14 protein-coding genes are annotated in these 18,005 nt (G+C 38.2%); 6 read left to right on the top strand and 8 right to left on the bottom strand.

Features of this window, described 5'->3' with window-relative positions; all coding sequences use genetic code 11:
* Positions 1–13: 13 nt before the first annotated feature.
* From LQ227_RS22310 to LQ227_RS22300, 3 genes are all read right to left on the bottom strand, one after another.
* Entirely contained in the window at positions 14–757 is a 744-nt protein-coding gene (locus LQ227_RS22310) for a shikimate dehydrogenase (RefSeq protein WP_230151188.1), read from the bottom strand.
* Positions 758–840: 83 nt separating this feature from the next.
* Complete coding sequence (locus LQ227_RS22305) at positions 841–1,608, bottom strand: phosphosulfolactate synthase (RefSeq protein ID WP_230143298.1); 768 nt, start codon at positions 1,606–1,608, stop codon at positions 841–843.
* A gap of 60 nt (positions 1,609–1,668) precedes the next feature.
* Positions 1,669–3,072, bottom strand: coding sequence for a tetratricopeptide repeat protein (locus LQ227_RS22300; RefSeq protein WP_116252178.1), 1,404 nt, complete (start codon positions 3,070–3,072; stop codon positions 1,669–1,671).
* A gap of 250 nt (positions 3,073–3,322) precedes the next feature.
* Here LQ227_RS22300 and LQ227_RS22295 point away from each other — a divergent pair, with 250 nt between their 5' ends.
* Positions 3,323–3,781, top strand: coding sequence for a nuclear transport factor 2 family protein (locus LQ227_RS22295; RefSeq protein ID WP_230143297.1), 459 nt, complete (start codon positions 3,323–3,325; stop codon positions 3,779–3,781).
* Positions 3,782–3,876: 95 nt separating this feature from the next.
* On the opposite strand, the gene LQ227_RS22290 is transcribed toward LQ227_RS22295, so the two are convergent.
* Together LQ227_RS22290 and LQ227_RS22285 are read right to left on the bottom strand one after the other, a co-directional pair.
* Positions 3,877–6,387 (bottom strand): M1 family metallopeptidase, encoded by a 2,511-nt coding sequence (locus LQ227_RS22290; RefSeq protein WP_230143296.1) that lies wholly within the window; start codon positions 6,385–6,387, stop codon positions 3,877–3,879.
* A 107-nt stretch (positions 6,388–6,494) separates the two neighbouring features.
* Positions 6,495–7,373, bottom strand: a complete 879-nt coding sequence (locus LQ227_RS22285) for a TraB/GumN family protein (RefSeq protein ID WP_230151186.1) — start codon at positions 7,371–7,373, stop codon at positions 6,495–6,497.
* A 212-nt stretch (positions 7,374–7,585) separates the two neighbouring features.
* Here LQ227_RS22285 and LQ227_RS22280 point away from each other — a divergent pair, with 212 nt between their 5' ends.
* Complete coding sequence (locus LQ227_RS22280) at positions 7,586–9,127, top strand: aldehyde dehydrogenase family protein (protein WP_230151183.1); 1,542 nt, start codon at positions 7,586–7,588, stop codon at positions 9,125–9,127.
* Between the two features lie 162 nt (positions 9,128–9,289).
* On the opposite strand, the gene LQ227_RS22275 is transcribed toward LQ227_RS22280, so the two are convergent.
* Positions 9,290–9,931 (bottom strand): GIN domain-containing protein, encoded by a 642-nt coding sequence (locus tag LQ227_RS22275; RefSeq protein ID WP_230151181.1) that lies wholly within the window; start codon positions 9,929–9,931, stop codon positions 9,290–9,292.
* A gap of 295 nt (positions 9,932–10,226) precedes the next feature.
* Between LQ227_RS22275 and LQ227_RS22270 the strand changes: the two genes are divergently transcribed.
* From LQ227_RS22270 to LQ227_RS22255, 4 genes are all read left to right on the top strand, one after another.
* Positions 10,227–13,031: an outer membrane beta-barrel family protein gene (locus tag LQ227_RS22270; protein ID WP_230151179.1), complete on the top strand. Its 2,805-nt coding sequence runs from the start codon at positions 10,227–10,229 to the stop codon at positions 13,029–13,031.
* A gap of 5 nt (positions 13,032–13,036) precedes the next feature.
* Positions 13,037–13,819, top strand: coding sequence for a GLPGLI family protein (locus LQ227_RS22265; RefSeq protein ID WP_230143291.1), 783 nt, complete (start codon positions 13,037–13,039; stop codon positions 13,817–13,819).
* A 55-nt stretch (positions 13,820–13,874) separates the two neighbouring features.
* Positions 13,875–14,444 (top strand): Crp/Fnr family transcriptional regulator, encoded by a 570-nt coding sequence (locus LQ227_RS22260; RefSeq protein WP_230151177.1) that lies wholly within the window; start codon positions 13,875–13,877, stop codon positions 14,442–14,444.
* Between the two features lie 266 nt (positions 14,445–14,710).
* Positions 14,711–15,145 carry a carboxymuconolactone decarboxylase family protein gene (locus LQ227_RS22255; RefSeq protein ID WP_230151175.1) on the top strand — a complete coding sequence of 145 codons (435 nt, stop codon included), beginning with the start codon at positions 14,711–14,713 and terminating at the stop codon, positions 15,143–15,145.
* 112 nt (positions 15,146–15,257) lie between these two features.
* Here LQ227_RS22255 and LQ227_RS22250 read toward each other — a convergent pair whose 3' ends face one another.
* The gene (locus LQ227_RS22250; RefSeq protein WP_230151173.1) at positions 15,258–16,442 is read right to left on the bottom strand and encodes a class I SAM-dependent rRNA methyltransferase; all 1,185 of its coding nucleotides are present in this window, start codon (positions 16,440–16,442) and stop codon (positions 15,258–15,260) included.
* A 297-nt stretch (positions 16,443–16,739) separates the two neighbouring features.
* Entirely contained in the window at positions 16,740–17,750 is a 1,011-nt protein-coding gene (locus LQ227_RS22245; RefSeq protein WP_230143288.1) for a LacI family DNA-binding transcriptional regulator, read from the bottom strand.
* Positions 17,751–18,005: the final 255 nt, after the last annotated feature.

The raw sequence follows: 18,005 nt of genomic DNA, 5'->3' as shown, positions 1-18,005 counted from the left end.
GACGATAAATTAATTATTTATTCCAAATTGCCCAAGCCTTTTCTGCTTGTTTATACAGCATTTCCAAACCGTTTTTAATCACTGCACCGCGCGCTGCAGCTTTAGCCAAAAATGCTGTCTCCAGCGGATTGTATACTAAATCGTAAGCTAAATACCCTGGCCCAACTAAACTGTAATCAATTTCGGGAAAGGTATCCACATTTGGCGACATCCCCAGGGGTGTAGTATTGATCAATAACTGGTGTGAGGCTAAAATCTCTGGCGTAACTTCCGAATATAGAACAGCACCGGGAACAGCCGTTCGCACCACAACCTGATATTGGATATTTAATTTCTCTAACACGTACTTTACCGCTTTCGCCGCCCCACCATCGCCAAAAACCAGTGCTTTGGTGTGTTGCGGCCCCAACAAGGGTTTTAGCGATTCTTCAAAGCCATATGCATCGGTGTTATAGCCTTTTAAATAGGTCGCACCTTCAAAACTTTTGATCGAAATACAATTTACGGCCCCAATTTTTTCCGCAGCTTCATCTACTTCGTTTAAATAGCAAAGCACGTTAACTTTATGCGGAATCGTAACATTAAGCCCACAAAGTGATGGATTTTCAGTCAGCAGATCGGGCAGTGATTTAATATCGGCAATAGGAAAAAGCTCATATTGATGATCGGCTATGCCCTCATTTTGAAATTTTTCTGTGAAATATTTTTTCGAGAAAGAATGAGAAAGTGGGTATCCGATTAAGCCGTATGTTTTCATTATTTATATAAAAAAGCAAACCTTACAGGTTTTTGAAACCTGCAAGGTTTATTTAACTATGCACTCCGCAACAGCGGGTTGAGTTATTTAGTTTGGTTCAGGAAATAATCAAAAGTATCTCCACGTAAACCTAAACGAATGGTTTCTAAAGGAATAACTTCTGCCGGGGCAATATTACCAAGGTTTACATTGCTACCAATTAATTTAATAAACCAAACTTGCTGTTCTTTTTGAGGTGCTTCCCAAATAATGGTTTCTTCAGGAATCTGGGTTAAAATTTCATCAACCAATCCTTCGCGTACTTCACCGCTTCCACGGTAAATACCTACATTACCACCTTCGCGGGCTTCGGCAATTACCTTCCACGATCCCGCCTCGATTTCGGCTTGCATTAATTTAATCCACTTATATGGGGCAAATATTTTAGCGGCATCTTTACTTCCAACCTCCGAAATTACGGTTACCTGTTTAGAAAGTTCGCGGATAAACTCACATTTTTTATCGTGCTCAATTTCAATAGAACCATCAGAAACTTCTGCAAATTCCATCCCGTACTGATCTAGAACACGTTGATAATCTGAAAACTGGTCGCGGATGATAAAGGCCTCAAATAACGTTCCTCCGAAATAGGTAGGAATGCCTGCACTTTTATATAAAGCTAATTTTTCTTTAAGGTTTGGTGTTACGTGTGATGTTGCCCAACCTAATTTTACGATATCTGTATGTACGCCGGCAACTTCAATAAAATCTTCAACCTGGCGTAGGCTCAATCCCTTATCCATAACCATTGTTAAGCCTTTTTGGCGTGGTTTAGCTGGACGTTCGGGAACGTTTAATAATGGATAATTCATATGCGTACAAAAGTGAAAAAAATTTTGAGATTTATTTGTTAAATTTTTCTCACAAGGTCGTTACCTAATATATCTGTTTATAACGTTCAAAATGGCACTATTATCCTGCAATTGTGGCAAATATTCAAATAAAATATAGTGTTTATCGGGGTCAGTTGTTAAAGCCGTTTCCAAATATCCCAGTGCATCGCTATAATTCCCCTGGGCAAAAAGATAGGCTACCATCCGGTAATACAGTTCTGCTGCTTCCGGATTATTTTTAATCGCCTCTGCCATCGTTTCCGATGCTTCCAGCAATTTCCCCTGCTCGTAAAGCACAGTACTAAAATCTAACCAGGCTTCGATATCCAAAGGATTAAACTCCAATACCTTTTCGTAAGCTTCGATTGATTCGTCAATCTGGCCTAATTTATAATAAGCATCGGCCATGGCAAACCAGAAATCAGGGTTTTCGGCCTCTAAATCGATTGCTTTTTTGTAAAAGTGAAGCGATTCGAAATAACGTTCTTCAAAATTCAGCGTAACACCGATCCCGAACCAGGCATCTGCCATTTTGGGATCCATTTTTACCGATTTTTTGTAGTAAGAACGGGCTTCGTCCATTTTCTCCAGTTTCTCGTAACATTCGCCAATGGCACAATAAGTATCGGCATTAGGCTGCTCGTATTCGAAAGTCTGTTTATAAACATCTATCGCCTCGTCATATTTATCGAGCTGAACCAGCGCATTACCTTTATTGAAATAGGCAGAGCTAAAATCTTCTTTGATCAGGATCGCGTAATCGTAAGCATCGATCGCTTTTTCGAAAAGATTCAACTTATGGAAACTGTTGCCCAAATTATACCATGCCGCATAAGAATACGGATCGGTATCGATGTATTGTTGATAAAACTTGATACTTTCTTCTTGTTTATCTAACACATCGTAACAGAAAGCCAGCTCATATAAACCATCCTGGTTCTCCATATTCTGCTCTAAACTAAGCTTAATATAGGTAATGGCGCTTTCATAATCACTCATGCTCTGATAAACATAAGCCATTTGTAATAAAATCTCATCAGTACTCTCGGCCAACCCTAAAGCTTTTTCATAATTTTCCAAAGCCTCGTCAAAACGTTCGGTATTTTGAAAAATATTACCGCGGAGCAAATAAATATCTGGTTCTGACGGTTCTAAAAGCTCGGCTTTTTGCAAGGCAATAAAAGCCTTTTCGTTGTTGTTGGTTAAAATGTAAAGATGGGCTTGTTTGATTAAAAACACTGTTGCATAAGGGTGCTGACTGATTGCAAAATCAACAACCTGCAAAGCTTTGACCGGATCATTTTTCTCAATGTAGAAATCTACAATGTATTCGAATGCCCCTGCATCGAAGAAATACTGATCCTGGTTGCGGAGCATTTCTTCGTAACGTTCTACCGAGCGTTGTGCATCTTCGTTGGATTCAAAAAAGAATTCTTCTTCCATATATTATACTATTAAAGAACCGTGCCAATTAGCAGAAAAACACATTATAAGTTTACAAGTTTTAATTATCCGTTTTTAAAATAATTATTAACATCAATCGGTTAAAACAGCGTAAATAGCTGACTACAAAGCGTATTGACTGTGATTAAGATGTGTGGATAATCGATAGATTTTTTGCAACATCGCGGTTCCTTTTCCCTTCTTTGACAAAAATACTATAAATTTATGGCATATACGTAATTAAGAAGTCATGAAAGGATTAGTCATTTTTGCCCTGTTTTTACTAGGTTTTGCTACAAATACCTTTGCGCAAAGCGATGAAGAAAGTGATATCAAAAAAACTATAAATAACCTTTTTACCGGTATGAAGACTGGAGACAGCACTTTAACCCGAACTGCGTTTGCACCAGCAGCAATTATGCAAACCATTACGAACAAAGAAGGTAAAACGGGTATACGTACAGAATCTGTTAACGACTTTATCAAATTTATCGGCACTCCACACCAGGAAAAATATGATGAGCGTATTGTGTTTACCAAAATATTAATCGATGGTCCTTTGGCTTCTGTTTGGACAGACTATAAATTTTACCTGGGCGAAAAATTTAGTCATTGTGGGGTTAATTCCTTTCAGTTGGTAAAAGGAGATAAGGGCTGGCAAATTGTTTATATTATCGATACAAGGAGAAAAGAGGGATGTAATCCTTAAAGGACAAATAGCCAGCTTTGGCAGATTGTGAAAAGAACGATCGTCATTCCCAACTTGATTGGGAATGACGCATCGACACCTAACTATGTTAATTATTATTCTTTTTCCAGATCAGCTGCGCCTTTTTTAAATAATTCGGCCTGTTTGCTCAGCTTTGTTTTAGCCTCTCCGCTTATTGCGGCAGCCTGTTGTGTTTTAGCCTGCGCAGCTGCAGTATAAGCACCCGCAAGTTGCTTGTTTAAATAGGTCTGTAATTTTAATCTTTCAATGGCGCCACCAATGTTCGCAATACCTTTTTCGGTAACTACAGGATTATTGTTGGCCCTCAGGTACTGAAAATACTGGCCAACTACTGCAAAAACACTATTCCTGTCGCCTGTAAGCATAATGTTATCATAAAATGCCTGATACTCATCTTTTGGTTCATTGATATATAATGTTGCAATAGAAGGTGCTATATGTGCTTTCGTATCTTCATCTAACGATGCTAAAGCTGTGATACTTTCTTGTGGAGCCAGTTTGGCCAAACCATCAATACCGGCAGCAATTACCTTGTACGACCTATCCTTTAAGCTTTCTAACACTAAAGTTTTATAAGCCTGATCGCCAGTTTCAGCTAATTTCACAATTGCAGCTGATCTTGCTTCGGTATTTTTATCTGTTTTGGCAATCTGAAGTAAAACCGGTAAAACTGCTGCTTTAATCTGAGCATCTTCTAAGTTAATCCCATCAATGCTTAAAGCGCGTAAATCTGCAGATTTATCCTTTAAACCTTCTAGCAACACCAGCTGGCCGCTTTTGGCTTTGCTCTGCATAATAAATTGCAGGGCTTCGATTCTATTGGCATAACTAGGCGCATTTTTGTATTGGAAATAATAGTTTTCAGCGGTTTTATTGTCGTTGGTTTCTCCAACTAAAATTTTATCTACATCAAAATCGATTAAATCGGGTTTAGTACTTACGTCGAAACTAAAGTTCTGCTCACGGCTATTGATCAGGATTTCTTTTCTGATTTTTTTACCTCCTGCATAAATGTCAATCTTGATCGGCAATGTAAAGGTCTGCACGCTTGCATCTTGCGTTTGTTTAACTTTAATTGTTGCCTTGCCGTTTTCGTAACCATAATCGATACTTAAAACCGGATGGCCACCATTGTAATACCACTGATTAAAATAAGGGCTCCAGTCTTTTCCGGTAATCTCTTCCATAGCCAAACGCAATTGATGTGTTTCGCCATTTTTAAAGGCATTGGTGGTGAGGTAACGGTTAAGTGATTTGTAAAAAGCGGCATCGCCCATTTGATTTTTTAGGGCATATAAAATAATCGATCCTTTAGCATAGCTGATGTTATCGAACATATCTTCTTTGTCGCCATAATAAAAGCGGGCTAAAACAGGGCTTTCTCCTTTTTTGGTCGATCCTAAGTAAGATTGTAATTTATCGTAACGTGATTTGTCTTCAGCATCCTGCCCGGCATCGTGTCCATGCCAGATCACTTCGCCAAAGGTGGCAAAAGATTCGTTCATGGTTAAGTTGGACCACGACTCTGCGGTTACATAATCGCCAAACCATTGGTGAAAAAGTTCATGTGCAATGGTTCCTTCTTCATTTTCATCCAATAACTCACGATCTGTTTTTTGTACCTGCTCGCCATGTAAAGTAGCCGTAGTATTTTCCATTGCGCCCGAAACGTAATCTCTGGCTACCACCTGCGCATATTTGTTCCATGGATAATCTACCCCTAACAAATTGCTGTAAAACTGGATCATATTAGGTGTTTTACCAAAAATCTGCTTGGCATAGGGCGCAAATTTCGGTTCGAGGTAATAACTTACTTCCTTCCCTTTATAGGTATCTTTTGTGATTTTGAATTCGCCCACCGCCATCATAAATAAATATGGCGAATGTGGCAGATCCATCTTCCAGGTATCGGTCCTTGTTCCATCTGCATTGGCTTTCTGGCTCATCAATTTTCCGTTAGAAAGTGTTGTGTATTTCGATTTTACCGTCATCGAAATCTCTTCGGTAGTTTTCTGATCAGGTTTATCGATAGTTGGAAACCATGCCGAAGACGATTCTGTTTCACCCTGGGTCCAGATCTGTGTTGGTTTATTTTTATCGGCACCATCTGGGTTAATAAAATATAAACCTTTAGCATCGGTTATGGCCGCACTTCCCTTTACTTTCAATTCATCGGGTTTAGCGGTGTAAGCAATATACACCGTGTACTTTTCGCTATTGGTGTACTTTTTATTCAGGGTGATATAAAGCTTATTATCTTTATAAACATATTTAAGCGGGGTATTTCCTTTTGCGCCAACCAATGCAATGGTTTTAATATCCATTCCCTGCGCATCAAGGGTTAAAGAATCGGTAGGATAAAAATGAGGCTTTAAAGTAACCCATTCTTTACCGTATAGGTATCGCTTTGCATAATCAAAAGATACATCAAGTTTGGTATGCACCAGATCGTTAACTTTAGTTGCAGTTACACGGTAAACATTTAAGTTGTTCGATTTTTCTACAGGCTGTTCCTGTGCAAAAAGTGGATTAGCCAAAAAAGCAGAAACCAGCATCACACCACAGGCAATAATTTTTTTATTCATTTTTATGTTTTTACAAATTAGTTTTACTTTAAACACAGCTATTAGTGCTAAAGTAAAAACGCAAATGTAGCTCCCTTTCTTTTGTTTTTCACAAACACATTGAAATATTAATTAGTTGCTACGGGCTTTAAAATGTATCCTTTTACCTGCAACCCTTTTATCAAGCCTTCGGCACCCAGTAAATGCCCCGCTCCAACCGCAATAAATAACGATTGCTTCTGCATTAGAGCCGGCAGCTGATCTAACCATCTTTTATTTCGGTTTTTTAAGAGCTCAGTCATAAATTCTTTTGATTCTTCGTCCTGATTTTTAAAGAGTTCAGTTAATTTATCCATATCCTGAGTGATGTAATAAGTTTTCAGTTCTTCCATTTTTTGTTTGCTTTTATCCACTTCCCGGATCGATTTTAGCAATGCATTCTTTTGTTTTTGCAGATCACTGTCAAATAAAAGTGCACCCTGATATTCGGCTGTTTCCAAACCATATAATGATTTTCCATTTTTTTTGGCATACTTCTGAAAGCTATCATCCATACCTTCACCTATATCTTTTAACATATCTGGGCTTTCAAAAAGCATCATCATTATTGCTACCATTGCGGGCTTGAAATTGTTCAGTTGCTTTAATTCAAAACCTGGTTGTTTGCTTTTAAAATAATCTTCTACTTCCTTGTATTCTGATTTTGTTAATAAACTATCCAGCGTATTATTTTTCATTACTAAAAACGGGGCCATTTTAGTTTGCGTAGTACTGTCCATTGCAATCTCGCCCACTACTGCATCGGTAGATTTAAACTTTTCCTGCAGAACCTTCATCGTATCTACAAATTTAGCCCCTATTAAATGATGGGTGCCAAATAGATAGGAAGGCTTTTTTAATCCATTACCAGAAATTTCCCACAACAGCGAGTTAGTTGCCTTTTTTGTTTGTGCCGAAAGGGAAATACTGAACCCTAAAAAAGCAATGAGCAATAATTTTATTTTCATTTTTCTATTTATAACGACTGAAGTCTAATTTGATATCATTATTCTTTTGGCAAACTACGCTATTTATATTGCAAAGCAAAAAGCACAATTTATAGCCTTATTTACACCTGATTATGCTTAAAGGGAGATATTGATTATGGAAATAATTTAAAGACCAGAATTTGACCTCCGTTCTGTTAATTTTTTGTTTTTTTGTGTAAATCGTTAGATATATGACTACAGATATTCAATCCATTTTAAATAAACTGGGCATTAATGCAAGTAATGCCGCTTATAGTACGGGCAGCAATTGGGGCGGTGAACTTAATACAAATACATTAGAAAGTTTTTCTCCCGTTGATGGCAAACTGATTGCTTCGGCAAAAGTTGCAAGTGCTGCTGATTATGATGCTGTTGTACATCAAGCGCAGGAAGCATTTACAGCATGGCGTACGGTTCCGGCTCCAAAAAGAGGAGAAATTGTGCGCCAGTTTGGTGATGCCTTACGTGAAAACAAAGATGCGTTAGGCACCCTGGTTTCTTACGAGATGGGGAAAAGTTTGCAGGAGGGTTTTGGTGAAGTGCAGGAAATGATCGATATCTGCGATTTTGCAGTAGGTTTATCCAGGCAGCTTTACGGTTTAACCATGCACAGCGAACGTCCAAACCACCGCATGTACGAACAATGGCATCCGTTAGGGATTGTAGGTATTATTTCTGCATTTAATTTCCCTGTAGCGGTTTGGAGCTGGAATACCGCTTTGGCACTAGTTTGTGGTAATGTTTGCATCTGGAAACCATCAGAAAAAACACCGCTAACCGCAATCGCCTGTCAACATATTATTGCAAAGGTTTTTAAAGATAACGATATAGCCGAAGGGGTTTGCAACCTGGTTTTAGGTGACAGGGAAGTTGGCGAACTCATGACAAATGATGGCCGCATCCCTTTAATTTCTGCCACCGGATCGACACGTATGGGCAAAGCGGTTGGCGCGGCAGTAGGCGCAAGGTTAGGAAAAAGCTTGCTTGAACTTGGTGGCAATAATGCCATCATCATTTCAGAACATGCTGATTTAGATATGAGTTTAATCGGTGCGGTATTCGGTGCTGTTGGTACCGCGGGCCAGCGTTGCACTTCTACCAGGAGGCTAATTATCCACGAAAGTGTATATGATGCTTTTACCGCTAAACTGGTTAAAGCTTACGGACAGTTGCGTATTGGAGATCCCTTAGATCAAAATAACCATGTGGGACCACTGATTGATACTGATGCGGTTGCAGCATACCTAGATTCGATTGCAAAATGTAAGGAAGAGGGCGGCAATTTTGTGGTAGAGGGCGGCGTTTTATCGGGCGATGCCTATACAAGCGGCTGTTACGTAAAACCATGTATTGCCGAAGTTCAGAATGATTTTAAGATTGTTCAGCACGAAACATTTGCGCCGATTTTATATCTGATTAAATACAAAACATTAGATAAGGCCATTGCTTTGCAAAATGCCGTTCCGCAAGGATTATCATCGGCCATTATGACTTTGAACTTAAGAGAGGCAGAGCAATTCTTATCGGCTAATGGCTCTGACTGTGGTATAGCCAATGTAAATATTGGTACTTCGGGCGCAGAAATTGGCGGTGCTTTTGGCGGCGAAAAAGAAACAGGTGGTGGCAGAGAAAGCGGGTCTGATGCCTGGAGAGCTTACATGCGCAGACAAACCAATACCATCAATTATTCGAACACGCTGCCTTTAGCGCAGGGGATAAAATTTGATTTGTAAAATCGTCCCCGTTTATAACGAGGATGCAGGAGAAAAGCGATTTTATCGCAATCAGATTTCTTACCTGCATTACAAATGCAGACCTCGTAGAGACCATCTTTTAAAATAAAAAAGGCGCTGAATTTAAGTTCAGCGCCTTTTTGGTAAAATATATGATGGGGATTAGAATAGTCTTTCTAGTAAATCTACCTGAAGATCATCATAGCGTGATTTATTGTTGTTTGCTAAAATTGGTTTATCTGCTACTTTAATTGTGCTTTCCTGGGCAGTAAAATCGTCCATTTTAATTTCAGAACCCAATCCAATTAATGCTGAATGTATTTCAGAAGAACCTGTTAACTTTAATGATGCAGTATCTTTAACCGTAGTAGATAGGTTAACAATATTGGCTGTTATATCTGCTGATGCTTTGTCGTTTAAAACAACATTTAAGTTTATCAGGTTAAAATTCCCTGCTGTATTTACTGTTGCTGTGTTCGATGCTTCAATAACAGTTAAATTATTTACGTGGGCAATTACAATTAAGGTCTTTTTATCAAAAGAGGTGATTCTAAGTTCATCTCCCTGCTGTTGTACCAAAGCATTTTTGGTATAATATTGATCATAAACTTCAACGCTTTCTTTGGCATCCTGAACAAGGATCAATTTAACATTTCCGGATACTACAATTTTACCGATATTTTTAACCTGAGTTATAGCGGTATAATTTGCGTTGTTTTCTGTAGCGTTTGCTACTACTGTTGCGCTACTTAAAGTAACCATTACTAATGCAGCTGCGAATAAATTTTTAATAGAAGTTCTCATGACTTTAATATTTTTATGTTGTGATAAATACTTTGGTTTTAAACACCTAACTATCAGGTGGTTTTGTAATTAAGACTGTGGTTTATCAAAAACGTTTCAGCGAGTTACCGGCTATTATACCATGAGCTTGTATTTATAGACGAACGGCTAATTAACCTATATGAAAAACGATTTGTTGTAAAACCTGAAAGATTAAAATGAATTGAATATGAGGCAATAATGTTAAAAAAGGTTAAAGCATTATGCACAACTAACATATTAGTTTATATTCGGCAAACAAAACCAAATCTTATCTATGAAACGCCTATTACTCTCGTTGTGCCTTTTCGTTTTTATCTCCACTTATTCGAAAGCACAAAGCCTCCATACCATTAAAGGCCGAACGATTGATACTGCATCGACAACGCTTTTATCTGGAACCTCCATCGCAGTTTTAAATGCAAAAGATTCTACATTGGTAAAATTTACCCGTGCAGCAGAAAATGGCTCATTCGAGCTTAGCGGAATTAAAAACGGGAAGTTTATCTTATTGGTTTCTTACCCTAAGTATGCAGATTTTGTAGATCATTTTACGCTCGATTCTACCACTCAGGTTAAGGATTATGGAAAAATTAATCTTACAGGGATGGCCAAAATTCTTGCCGATGTAATTATTAAAGGAAACAGAACAGCCATAAAAATTAAAGGCGATACTACAGAGTTTGATCCCAAAGCATATAATATCGAACCGAACTCAAAGGTTGAGGACCTGATTAAACAGTTTCCCGGCTTTCAGGTAGATAAAGATGGAAAAATTACGGCCCAGGGCAAAACAGTACCGAAGGTGTTGGTAGATGGTGAAGAATTTTTTGGCGACGACCCAACACTGGTAACCAAAAACCTGAGGGCAGATATGGTAGAGTCTGTTCAACTTTATGATAAAGCCAGCGATCAGGCTAGCTTTACAGGTATTGATGATGGCGAAAAAACCAAAACACTTAACATTAAACTTAAAGAAGATAAAAAGAACGGCTACTTTGGCAAAGTGCAGGGTGGTTATGGAACAAAAGATTTTTATCAGGGGCAGGGAATGTTTAATAAATTCTGGGGCAAAAAGAAATTTTCTGCCTATGGCATTTTAGGCAACAACGGAACGGTAGGTTTAGGCTGGGATGACCGGGATAAATACGGCGCTTCAGGTGGGCTGACGATGACTGATGACGGTGGAATGTATTTTAGTAGTGGGGGCGATGATTTTGATAGTTATGACGGGCGATATAATGGCCAGGGTTTACCCGTAGCGAGAACTGGCGGTTTGCATTTCGATAACAAATGGAATAAAGATAAAGAATCGTTAAACACAAATTATAAAATTGGATCAATCAGGGTTCAGGGTGATAAAAATTCAATAAATCAAAACAATTTAGAATCGGGAGTACAGAATAACACCTCTGATGAATCTTTCGATAATGACATGTTCAGACAAAAACTGGATGCCATGTATGAGCTTAAAATCGACACCACCCTGACCATGAAAGTTAATGTTGATGGGGCATTGAAAAAAAGCAATACCTCAAACCATTTTATTACCTCAACTTATGGTGAAAATGATAAATTCCTAAATTCATCCGACAGATTGTTAACTAACGAGGTTGATGATCAAAGTTTTAACATGAACGTTTTATTCACTAAAAAATTAAAAAAGAAAGGTCGTACATTATCATTAAACTTAAATCAATCGATCAACAAAAGCAATAGTGAAGGGTACTTAAACTCGCTTAACAAGCGGTCAAATGAGGCTGGAACAGGAACAATAGATAGTCTTACCAACCAATTAAAGACCAACAATATTACTAATAGTGCCTTTAAGTTAAATGCCGCATATACCGAGCCTCTTTCAAAAACATTGACCGTAATTATTAACTATGGACTGACTTTAATGAATGGAAAATCGGATCGGTTATCCTTTAATCAATCCGGAAGTGGCAGATATGATATTTTGGATACCCTTTACAGTAACAACTTTGAACTGAACCAGACCATTAATCAGGCTGGTGCAATTTTCAACTATAAAAAAGGTAAAACCGTTATCAATTTTGGATCGAAGTTTAGTGGTGTAAATTTTAAGCAGGATGATATTTATCACAATAAAACCTATGTAAGAAACTTTATTAATTACATGCCACAAGCATCTTATCAATATCGTTTTTCTCAGCAAAAATCATTACGGATCAACTATAATGGTAATACCAACCAGCCCTCACTCGATCAACTCCAGCCAGTTAGGATAAATAATGATCCATTTAATGTTGTGGAGGGAAATCAAGATTTAAGACCGTCGTTTAGGAGCAATGTCAGCGCTAGTTATAATTCTTACAAAGTTTTAACCAACCAATCGGTTTGGTTAAGTGGTTCCTACAGCTTTACGGCAAATCCAATTATTAGTGATGTAACCACCAATAGTGTTGGTAAAAGCACCTACCGCTACATTAATTACAATGATAAAATGCAGACCAATTTTTATTTATACGGGCAGATAAGCAGAAAAATAAATGCTCTTGGCGAAATAAACGTAGGTTTAAATGTAGACGCAGATGGAAATTCTTCTTATAATTTTATTACCACTGATTTAGGCAGGACCTTAAATAATACTAAAAACTATAGCTACGGCGGTGGTATTAATATCTCGAAATACAAGGATAAAAGTTATAGTTTTTATACCCGATTTGGTCCCTCCTATAATATGGCAAGGGCAAGTATTGGCAGGAATAGTGATGGGTGGGGATGGACTGGTTATGCATCTGGCAATGTGCAATTACCAGGAAAATTTGAAATATCAACTGATGCAGAATACCAGTATAATGGAAAAACCCAGGTGTTAACCGAAAGCTTTGAACGTCTGATCTGGAATGCATCGGTAAGCAAAAAATTCTTTAAAGCAGAAAACTTAAGATTCTCAGCAACTGTAAATGATATTCTAAATCAGAATATAGGTTTTAATCGTTCGGCATCTAATACCACGATTAGCCAGAGCAGTTATACAACCATTAGAAGATATTTAATGTTCTCTGTATCGTGGGATTTCAATAAAATGGGCGGCGGTATTAAAACACAAAAATAATAATCATGAAAACTCAACTACAATATATCATCCTATTTGCTGTTATTTTCATCAGCAATGGTCTTTTTGCCCAGAACATACACTTCGTACAAAATGGCATGATCGAATTTGAGAAAAGATCTAATATGTATGCTTTGATTAAAAAGAAAATCAATAAGGATAATGAAAGCTATATGACTCCTGCTTTTGAACAGTATAAAAAGAACAATCCTCAATTTAAGGTTGCTAAAAGTACCTTAAGCTTTACTAAGGATAAAAGCTTATATAAATGGCCAGCGGTAGAAGAAACGGCAAATTCAAACTGGGCCGCAAGGGATGCCCTTGTTGATCTAAAAAATACGATAGCTACTGATTATAATAGCCAGGCAAGTATTTCTCAGAAGTCGGTTTACGAAGATACTTATCTTGTTAAGGATACGCTGCGTAAGATCAATTGGAAAATTACCGACGAAACAAGGGAAATTGCGGGTTACGAATGCCGTAGAGCCAACGCCATCATTATGGATTCGATTTACGTAGTGGCTTATTATTCAAACCAGATTGCCGTTTCGGGTGGCCCGGAATCTTTTACAGGATTGCCTGGAATGATTTTAGGTTTAGCCCTACCCCACGAAAATATAACCTGGTTTGCCACTAAAGTAACAGAAGTAAACGTTCCTGAAAAAGACTTAACCCCACCAACCAAAGGAAAACCAACCGATAATAAAGGATTAACGGATAAAATAACTTCAGCACTAAAAAACTACGGTACTGAAGCGCTGTCAGAACTAAAAGCCTTTTCGCTTTAAGCTATTGATTTCATTTTTATAATTATACCTATTTTAGCTAATCATTAGTATAGCTATGTATAGTGCACTTTATAACCACATCAAGAGATTTATAGATTTGAATAGCGATGAACAAGAAACCCTTGCATCGCTACTCAAATCTTTTTCCGTTAAAAAGAAAGCTTTTTTACTAGAAGAAGGGCAAACCTGCAGGGCGAATTATTTCGTAGTAAAAGGCTGCCTGAGGCTTTATTTCATTGATATAAAGGGTGCTGAGCAAACCACACAGTTTGCCATCGAAAACTGGTGGATTACCGATCTAACCAGCTTTCTATTTCATGAGCAATCTGAATTTTATATCCAGGCAGCAGAAACCACCGAGGTGATAGCCATCGAACATCACCATTATGATGAAATGTTCCATAAACTCCCCAAGCTGGAAAGGTACTTTAGATTGATCTTGCAAAAAAACCATCAGGCTTCACAGCGGAGAATAAAATTCCTGTACAGCCAAACAGCAGAGGAAAGATACCGTCATTTCAATCAATTATTCCCCGAATTTGTACAGCGTGTACCTCAATATATGCTGGCTTCTTACCTCGGCTTTACCCCCGAATTTTTGAGTAAAATCAGGGCTAAGAAATAATCGTTTATTAATTGCAGAACACACAGCGTTAACCTCATTTAACATGGGCCACGGAGACACAGAAAAGACAGATAAATGTAGTACGGGTATCGAAAAAGAAAACATATGATCTGTGAGGACAAAGACCCTGGAAACACTCCGTGTTAATCCGTGCTTCCGTGGCAAAAAAATGTGTCCCTTACGTTAGCTAATCATTTCTTAAACTACATTAAGTTTTTTGCTCGATAAGTTGCAGAACTTTACATCGTAATCAAAAAACAAATAAAATGGAAAGTAGAATTGATATCCCAAAAGTAGAACCCGCAGCTTACCAAGCCATGTACGGTTTAGAGAAATATTTATCAACCAGCAAACTAGATCCAATTCTTTTAGAACTGATTAAAATGCGTGCATCGCAAGTTAACGGCTGTGCATTTTGCTTAAATATGCACTCAACCGATGCCCGCAAAATAGGAGAAACCGAACAACGTTTGTATTTATTAAATGCCTGGAGGGAAACAACCTTATTTACGGCACAAGAAGAAGCTGTTTTGGCTTTAACAGAAGAAGTAACCTTAATTAGCCACCATGTATCTGATGCAACCTATCAGAAAGCTGCAAGCTTTTTTAATGAGCAGGAATTAGCACAGATTATTATGGCTATAGTTACCATTAATGCCTGGAACAGACTGGCTATTACCGCTAAAGTGATGGTTGGCTAACCAGATGCTGATTTCAGCCTAGCACAAGGACACAATAACACTTGGTTAATTTTCAAAATACCCGTTGCTTTTTGTGTCTTTGTGCTTTAATGCAGATCGATTAGGAATAAATTTATAACACCCTTAACAACAATCCCTTTAAGTATTCTCCTTCCGGAAAAGAAATCCGGACCGGATGATCTTCTGGCTGGCAGAATTGTTTAATAACCTGAACTTCTTTGCCAGCATCAAGTGCCGCCCAGGCAATAATCTGTTTAAAGGTTTCGATATCAACCGCTCCCGAGCAAGAGAAAGTAGCCAATAAGCCCCCTTTTTCAAGCAACAACATGCCTAAACGGTTTAAATCTTTATAGGCTCTTGCCGCACGGTCTAATGCCGAACGCGATGGCGCGTATTTAGGTGGATCGAGCACAATTACATCAAATAATTCTCCCGATTCTTTGAAAGCCCGGAGTTGTTTATTTACATCTGATTGTATGGCTGTTACTTTATCTGTATCGAATTGGTTTAAGGCTACGTTTTGTTTTAATGTTTCTATAGCCAAAGCCGAACTATCAACACTGGTAATGCTTGCAGCACCATTAGCCAAACTATTTAAGCTAAATCCACCGCTGTAACTAAAACAGTCTAAAACTTTTTTGCCTTTGGCATAACTGGCCAAAATGTTTCTGTTATCGCGCTGATCACAATAAAATCCTGATTTTTGTCCTTCTGCGATATTGATATGGTAAATAATTCCATTTTCTTTTACCTCCAAAAATTCCGGTGGGTTTTCACCCCAGAGCAATCCGTTTTCGATAGGTAAACCTTCATGGGTACGGGCAGTAGCATCACTTTTATCAAAGATCCCTTTTGGATTTAATTCAGTTTTTAAAATTTCTACGATTTCTGCTTTCACTTTTTCGATTCCAGAACTTAAAATCTGAAGAGAAAGAAAATCAGCATATTGATCAACAATTAAACCTGGAAGGAAATCAGCTTCGCTAAAAACCAGTCGGCAGGTATTGGTCTGTTCGCCTAACATAAACTGACGTGAAGCAATAGCCTGCCTTAAGCGGTTCTGGTACCAGCTGTTATCAATGGTTTGCGTTTCATCCCATTCCAAAAGACGAACGGCAACACGCGAATTGCTGTTGTAATAACCATAAGCTAGAAATTCATTGTCGAAAGCAAAAACTTTTACTACATCACCATCTTCAGGTTTTCCCTTAACTTTTTCCAATGCTCCGGAAAATACCCATGGATGTCTTTGTAATGCCGCTTTTTCTTTGCCCTTTTTTAATGTGATTTCTACCATGCTGCAAAGGTAATAATTTGTAGGGAGTTTGGTGTAGCGCGTTTGGCGCTAACGATGGATGATAAGTTTGGAGTTGAGGGTTGGAAGTTTAGCGTGCCGTGCATCAGCCGTATACCGCTAAACACCTTGCACAAATAGGTAACGGCCCAATGGCATTAAGCTAAGCATTTTTAACCACAGATGAGCACAGATAAATACAGATTTTTATATCTGTGTGCATCCTTCCTATCTGTGGTTAAATTATTTTTGCTTGCGTCGAATGGCTCAACTTAATGACATTGGCCAACCGCCTGGCGCTCACCGCTTCTTCACCAATTCGGTATCCAAAACCTTTGTTTCGAATTCAGTTACGGGCCTTTTGGCTTCGATCATCGAGATTAACAGTTCGGTAGCTACCTGCCCCATTTCGAATGCGGGCTGTTTAACCGAGGTTAGAGATGGTGAAAATAATTCGACCAGGTTAGAATTAGTAAAACCTGCAATCGCAATTTTATGTGCCACTTCAGGATTGGTTTTCTTCAGCGCCATAATGCAGCCGGTAGTTAAGCGGTCGCTCGAAATAAAAATCCCATCTGGCTGTAACGGCAAAAGTTCTTTAACCGCCTGTTCCAGCTCTGCACTGTGCATACCGCCATGCTGGCAATATTTAACCAGCTCAGGTCTAAATTCGATATGGTATTTAACCAAGGCTGCCTTGTAACCTTCGAGTCTTTCTTTAGTTATCGAAAGGTTTTCGGAATTGGTTAAATGGGCAATGGTTCTTTTTCCAGATAAAATAAGATGTTCTGTGGCATCAAAAGAACCTTTAAAATTATTCGCGATTACCTTATGGGTTTCAAAATCTTTAGGCACACGGTCGAAAAAAACAATTGGTAAGCCCTTGGCATATAAACTCCGCAGGTAATCGATATCCTGCGTTTCAGAGGATAGCGCGATCAACAAGCCATCAATAGAACGTGACGCAAGGTGCTCAACATTCAGTTTCTCCTGCTTATAAGATTCGTGACTTTGAGAGATGATAACGTGATAATCTTTATCATAAGCGATGGATTCAATACCATTTATCACCTGAGAAAAAAAGTTGTTGGCAATTTCGCTCACAATAATGCCGATAGAATAGCTACGGCGCTCCTTTAAACTTCTGGCGATAGGATTAGCGCGGTAATTAACCTTTTCAGCATAAGCCAAAACCAGTTTTTTAGTTTCCTCACTAATTTCGTAACGGTCTCTTAAAGCCCTGGAGACTGTTGAAGTTGACAATCCCAACGCTTTAGCAATATCCTTTATGGTAGATGTTTCAAATCTCATTTTCGTAATGCGTACAAGTTACAAAAAATATCTCTTTAAGGGGATTGGATAAGCAACATTAATAAACGTCATATCTACGTTTTTGGGAACGTTTGCACAGTTTTTTAGTTAAATCTGGTTTCAATTGCTTTTTAGTTTGTAAAATTGTTACATCAACGTAACCAAATATAAACTAACTATAACATCCCGAAATAGAATTATATTCTATCTGCAAGCGATTGCAGCATCATAAAAAACCAAATTACTTCAAATAAA

Source organism: Pedobacter sp. Bi27 (assembly GCF_918698255.1).
Classification (GTDB): Bacteria; Bacteroidota; Bacteroidia; order Sphingobacteriales; family Sphingobacteriaceae; genus Pedobacter.
Note: the sequence above shows the minus strand (reverse complement) of the source record. Positions and strands in the feature narration are given on the sequence as shown.

Coding starts and splice junctions, on each gene's coding strand:
- LQ227_RS22290 (WP_230143296.1), bottom strand. CDS start 6,387: ATGAATAAAAAAATTATTGCCTGTGGTGTGATGCTGGTTTCTGCTTTT.
- LQ227_RS22300 (WP_116252178.1), bottom strand. CDS start 3,072: ATGGAAGAAGAATTCTTTTTTGAATCCAACGAAGATGCACAACGCTCG.
- LQ227_RS22295 (WP_230143297.1), top strand. CDS start 3,323: ATGAAAGGATTAGTCATTTTTGCCCTGTTTTTACTAGGTTTTGCTACA.
- LQ227_RS22285 (WP_230151186.1), bottom strand. CDS start 7,373: ATGAAAATAAAATTATTGCTCATTGCTTTTTTAGGGTTCAGTATTTCC.
- LQ227_RS22245 (WP_230143288.1), bottom strand. CDS start 17,750: ATGAGATTTGAAACATCTACCATAAAGGATATTGCTAAAGCGTTGGGA.
- LQ227_RS22260 (WP_230151177.1), top strand. CDS start 13,875: ATGTATAGTGCACTTTATAACCACATCAAGAGATTTATAGATTTGAAT.
- LQ227_RS22255 (WP_230151175.1), top strand. CDS start 14,711: ATGGAAAGTAGAATTGATATCCCAAAAGTAGAACCCGCAGCTTACCAA.
- LQ227_RS22280 (WP_230151183.1), top strand. CDS start 7,586: ATGACTACAGATATTCAATCCATTTTAAATAAACTGGGCATTAATGCA.
- LQ227_RS22250 (WP_230151173.1), bottom strand. CDS start 16,442: ATGGTAGAAATCACATTAAAAAAGGGCAAAGAAAAAGCGGCATTACAA.
- LQ227_RS22305 (WP_230143298.1), bottom strand. CDS start 1,608: ATGAATTATCCATTATTAAACGTTCCCGAACGTCCAGCTAAACCACGC.
- LQ227_RS22270 (WP_230151179.1), top strand. CDS start 10,227: ATGAAACGCCTATTACTCTCGTTGTGCCTTTTCGTTTTTATCTCCACT.
- LQ227_RS22275 (WP_230151181.1), bottom strand. CDS start 9,931: ATGAGAACTTCTATTAAAAATTTATTCGCAGCTGCATTAGTAATGGTT.
- LQ227_RS22265 (WP_230143291.1), top strand. CDS start 13,037: ATGAAAACTCAACTACAATATATCATCCTATTTGCTGTTATTTTCATC.
- LQ227_RS22310 (WP_230151188.1), bottom strand. CDS start 757: ATGAAAACATACGGCTTAATCGGATACCCACTTTCTCATTCTTTCTCG.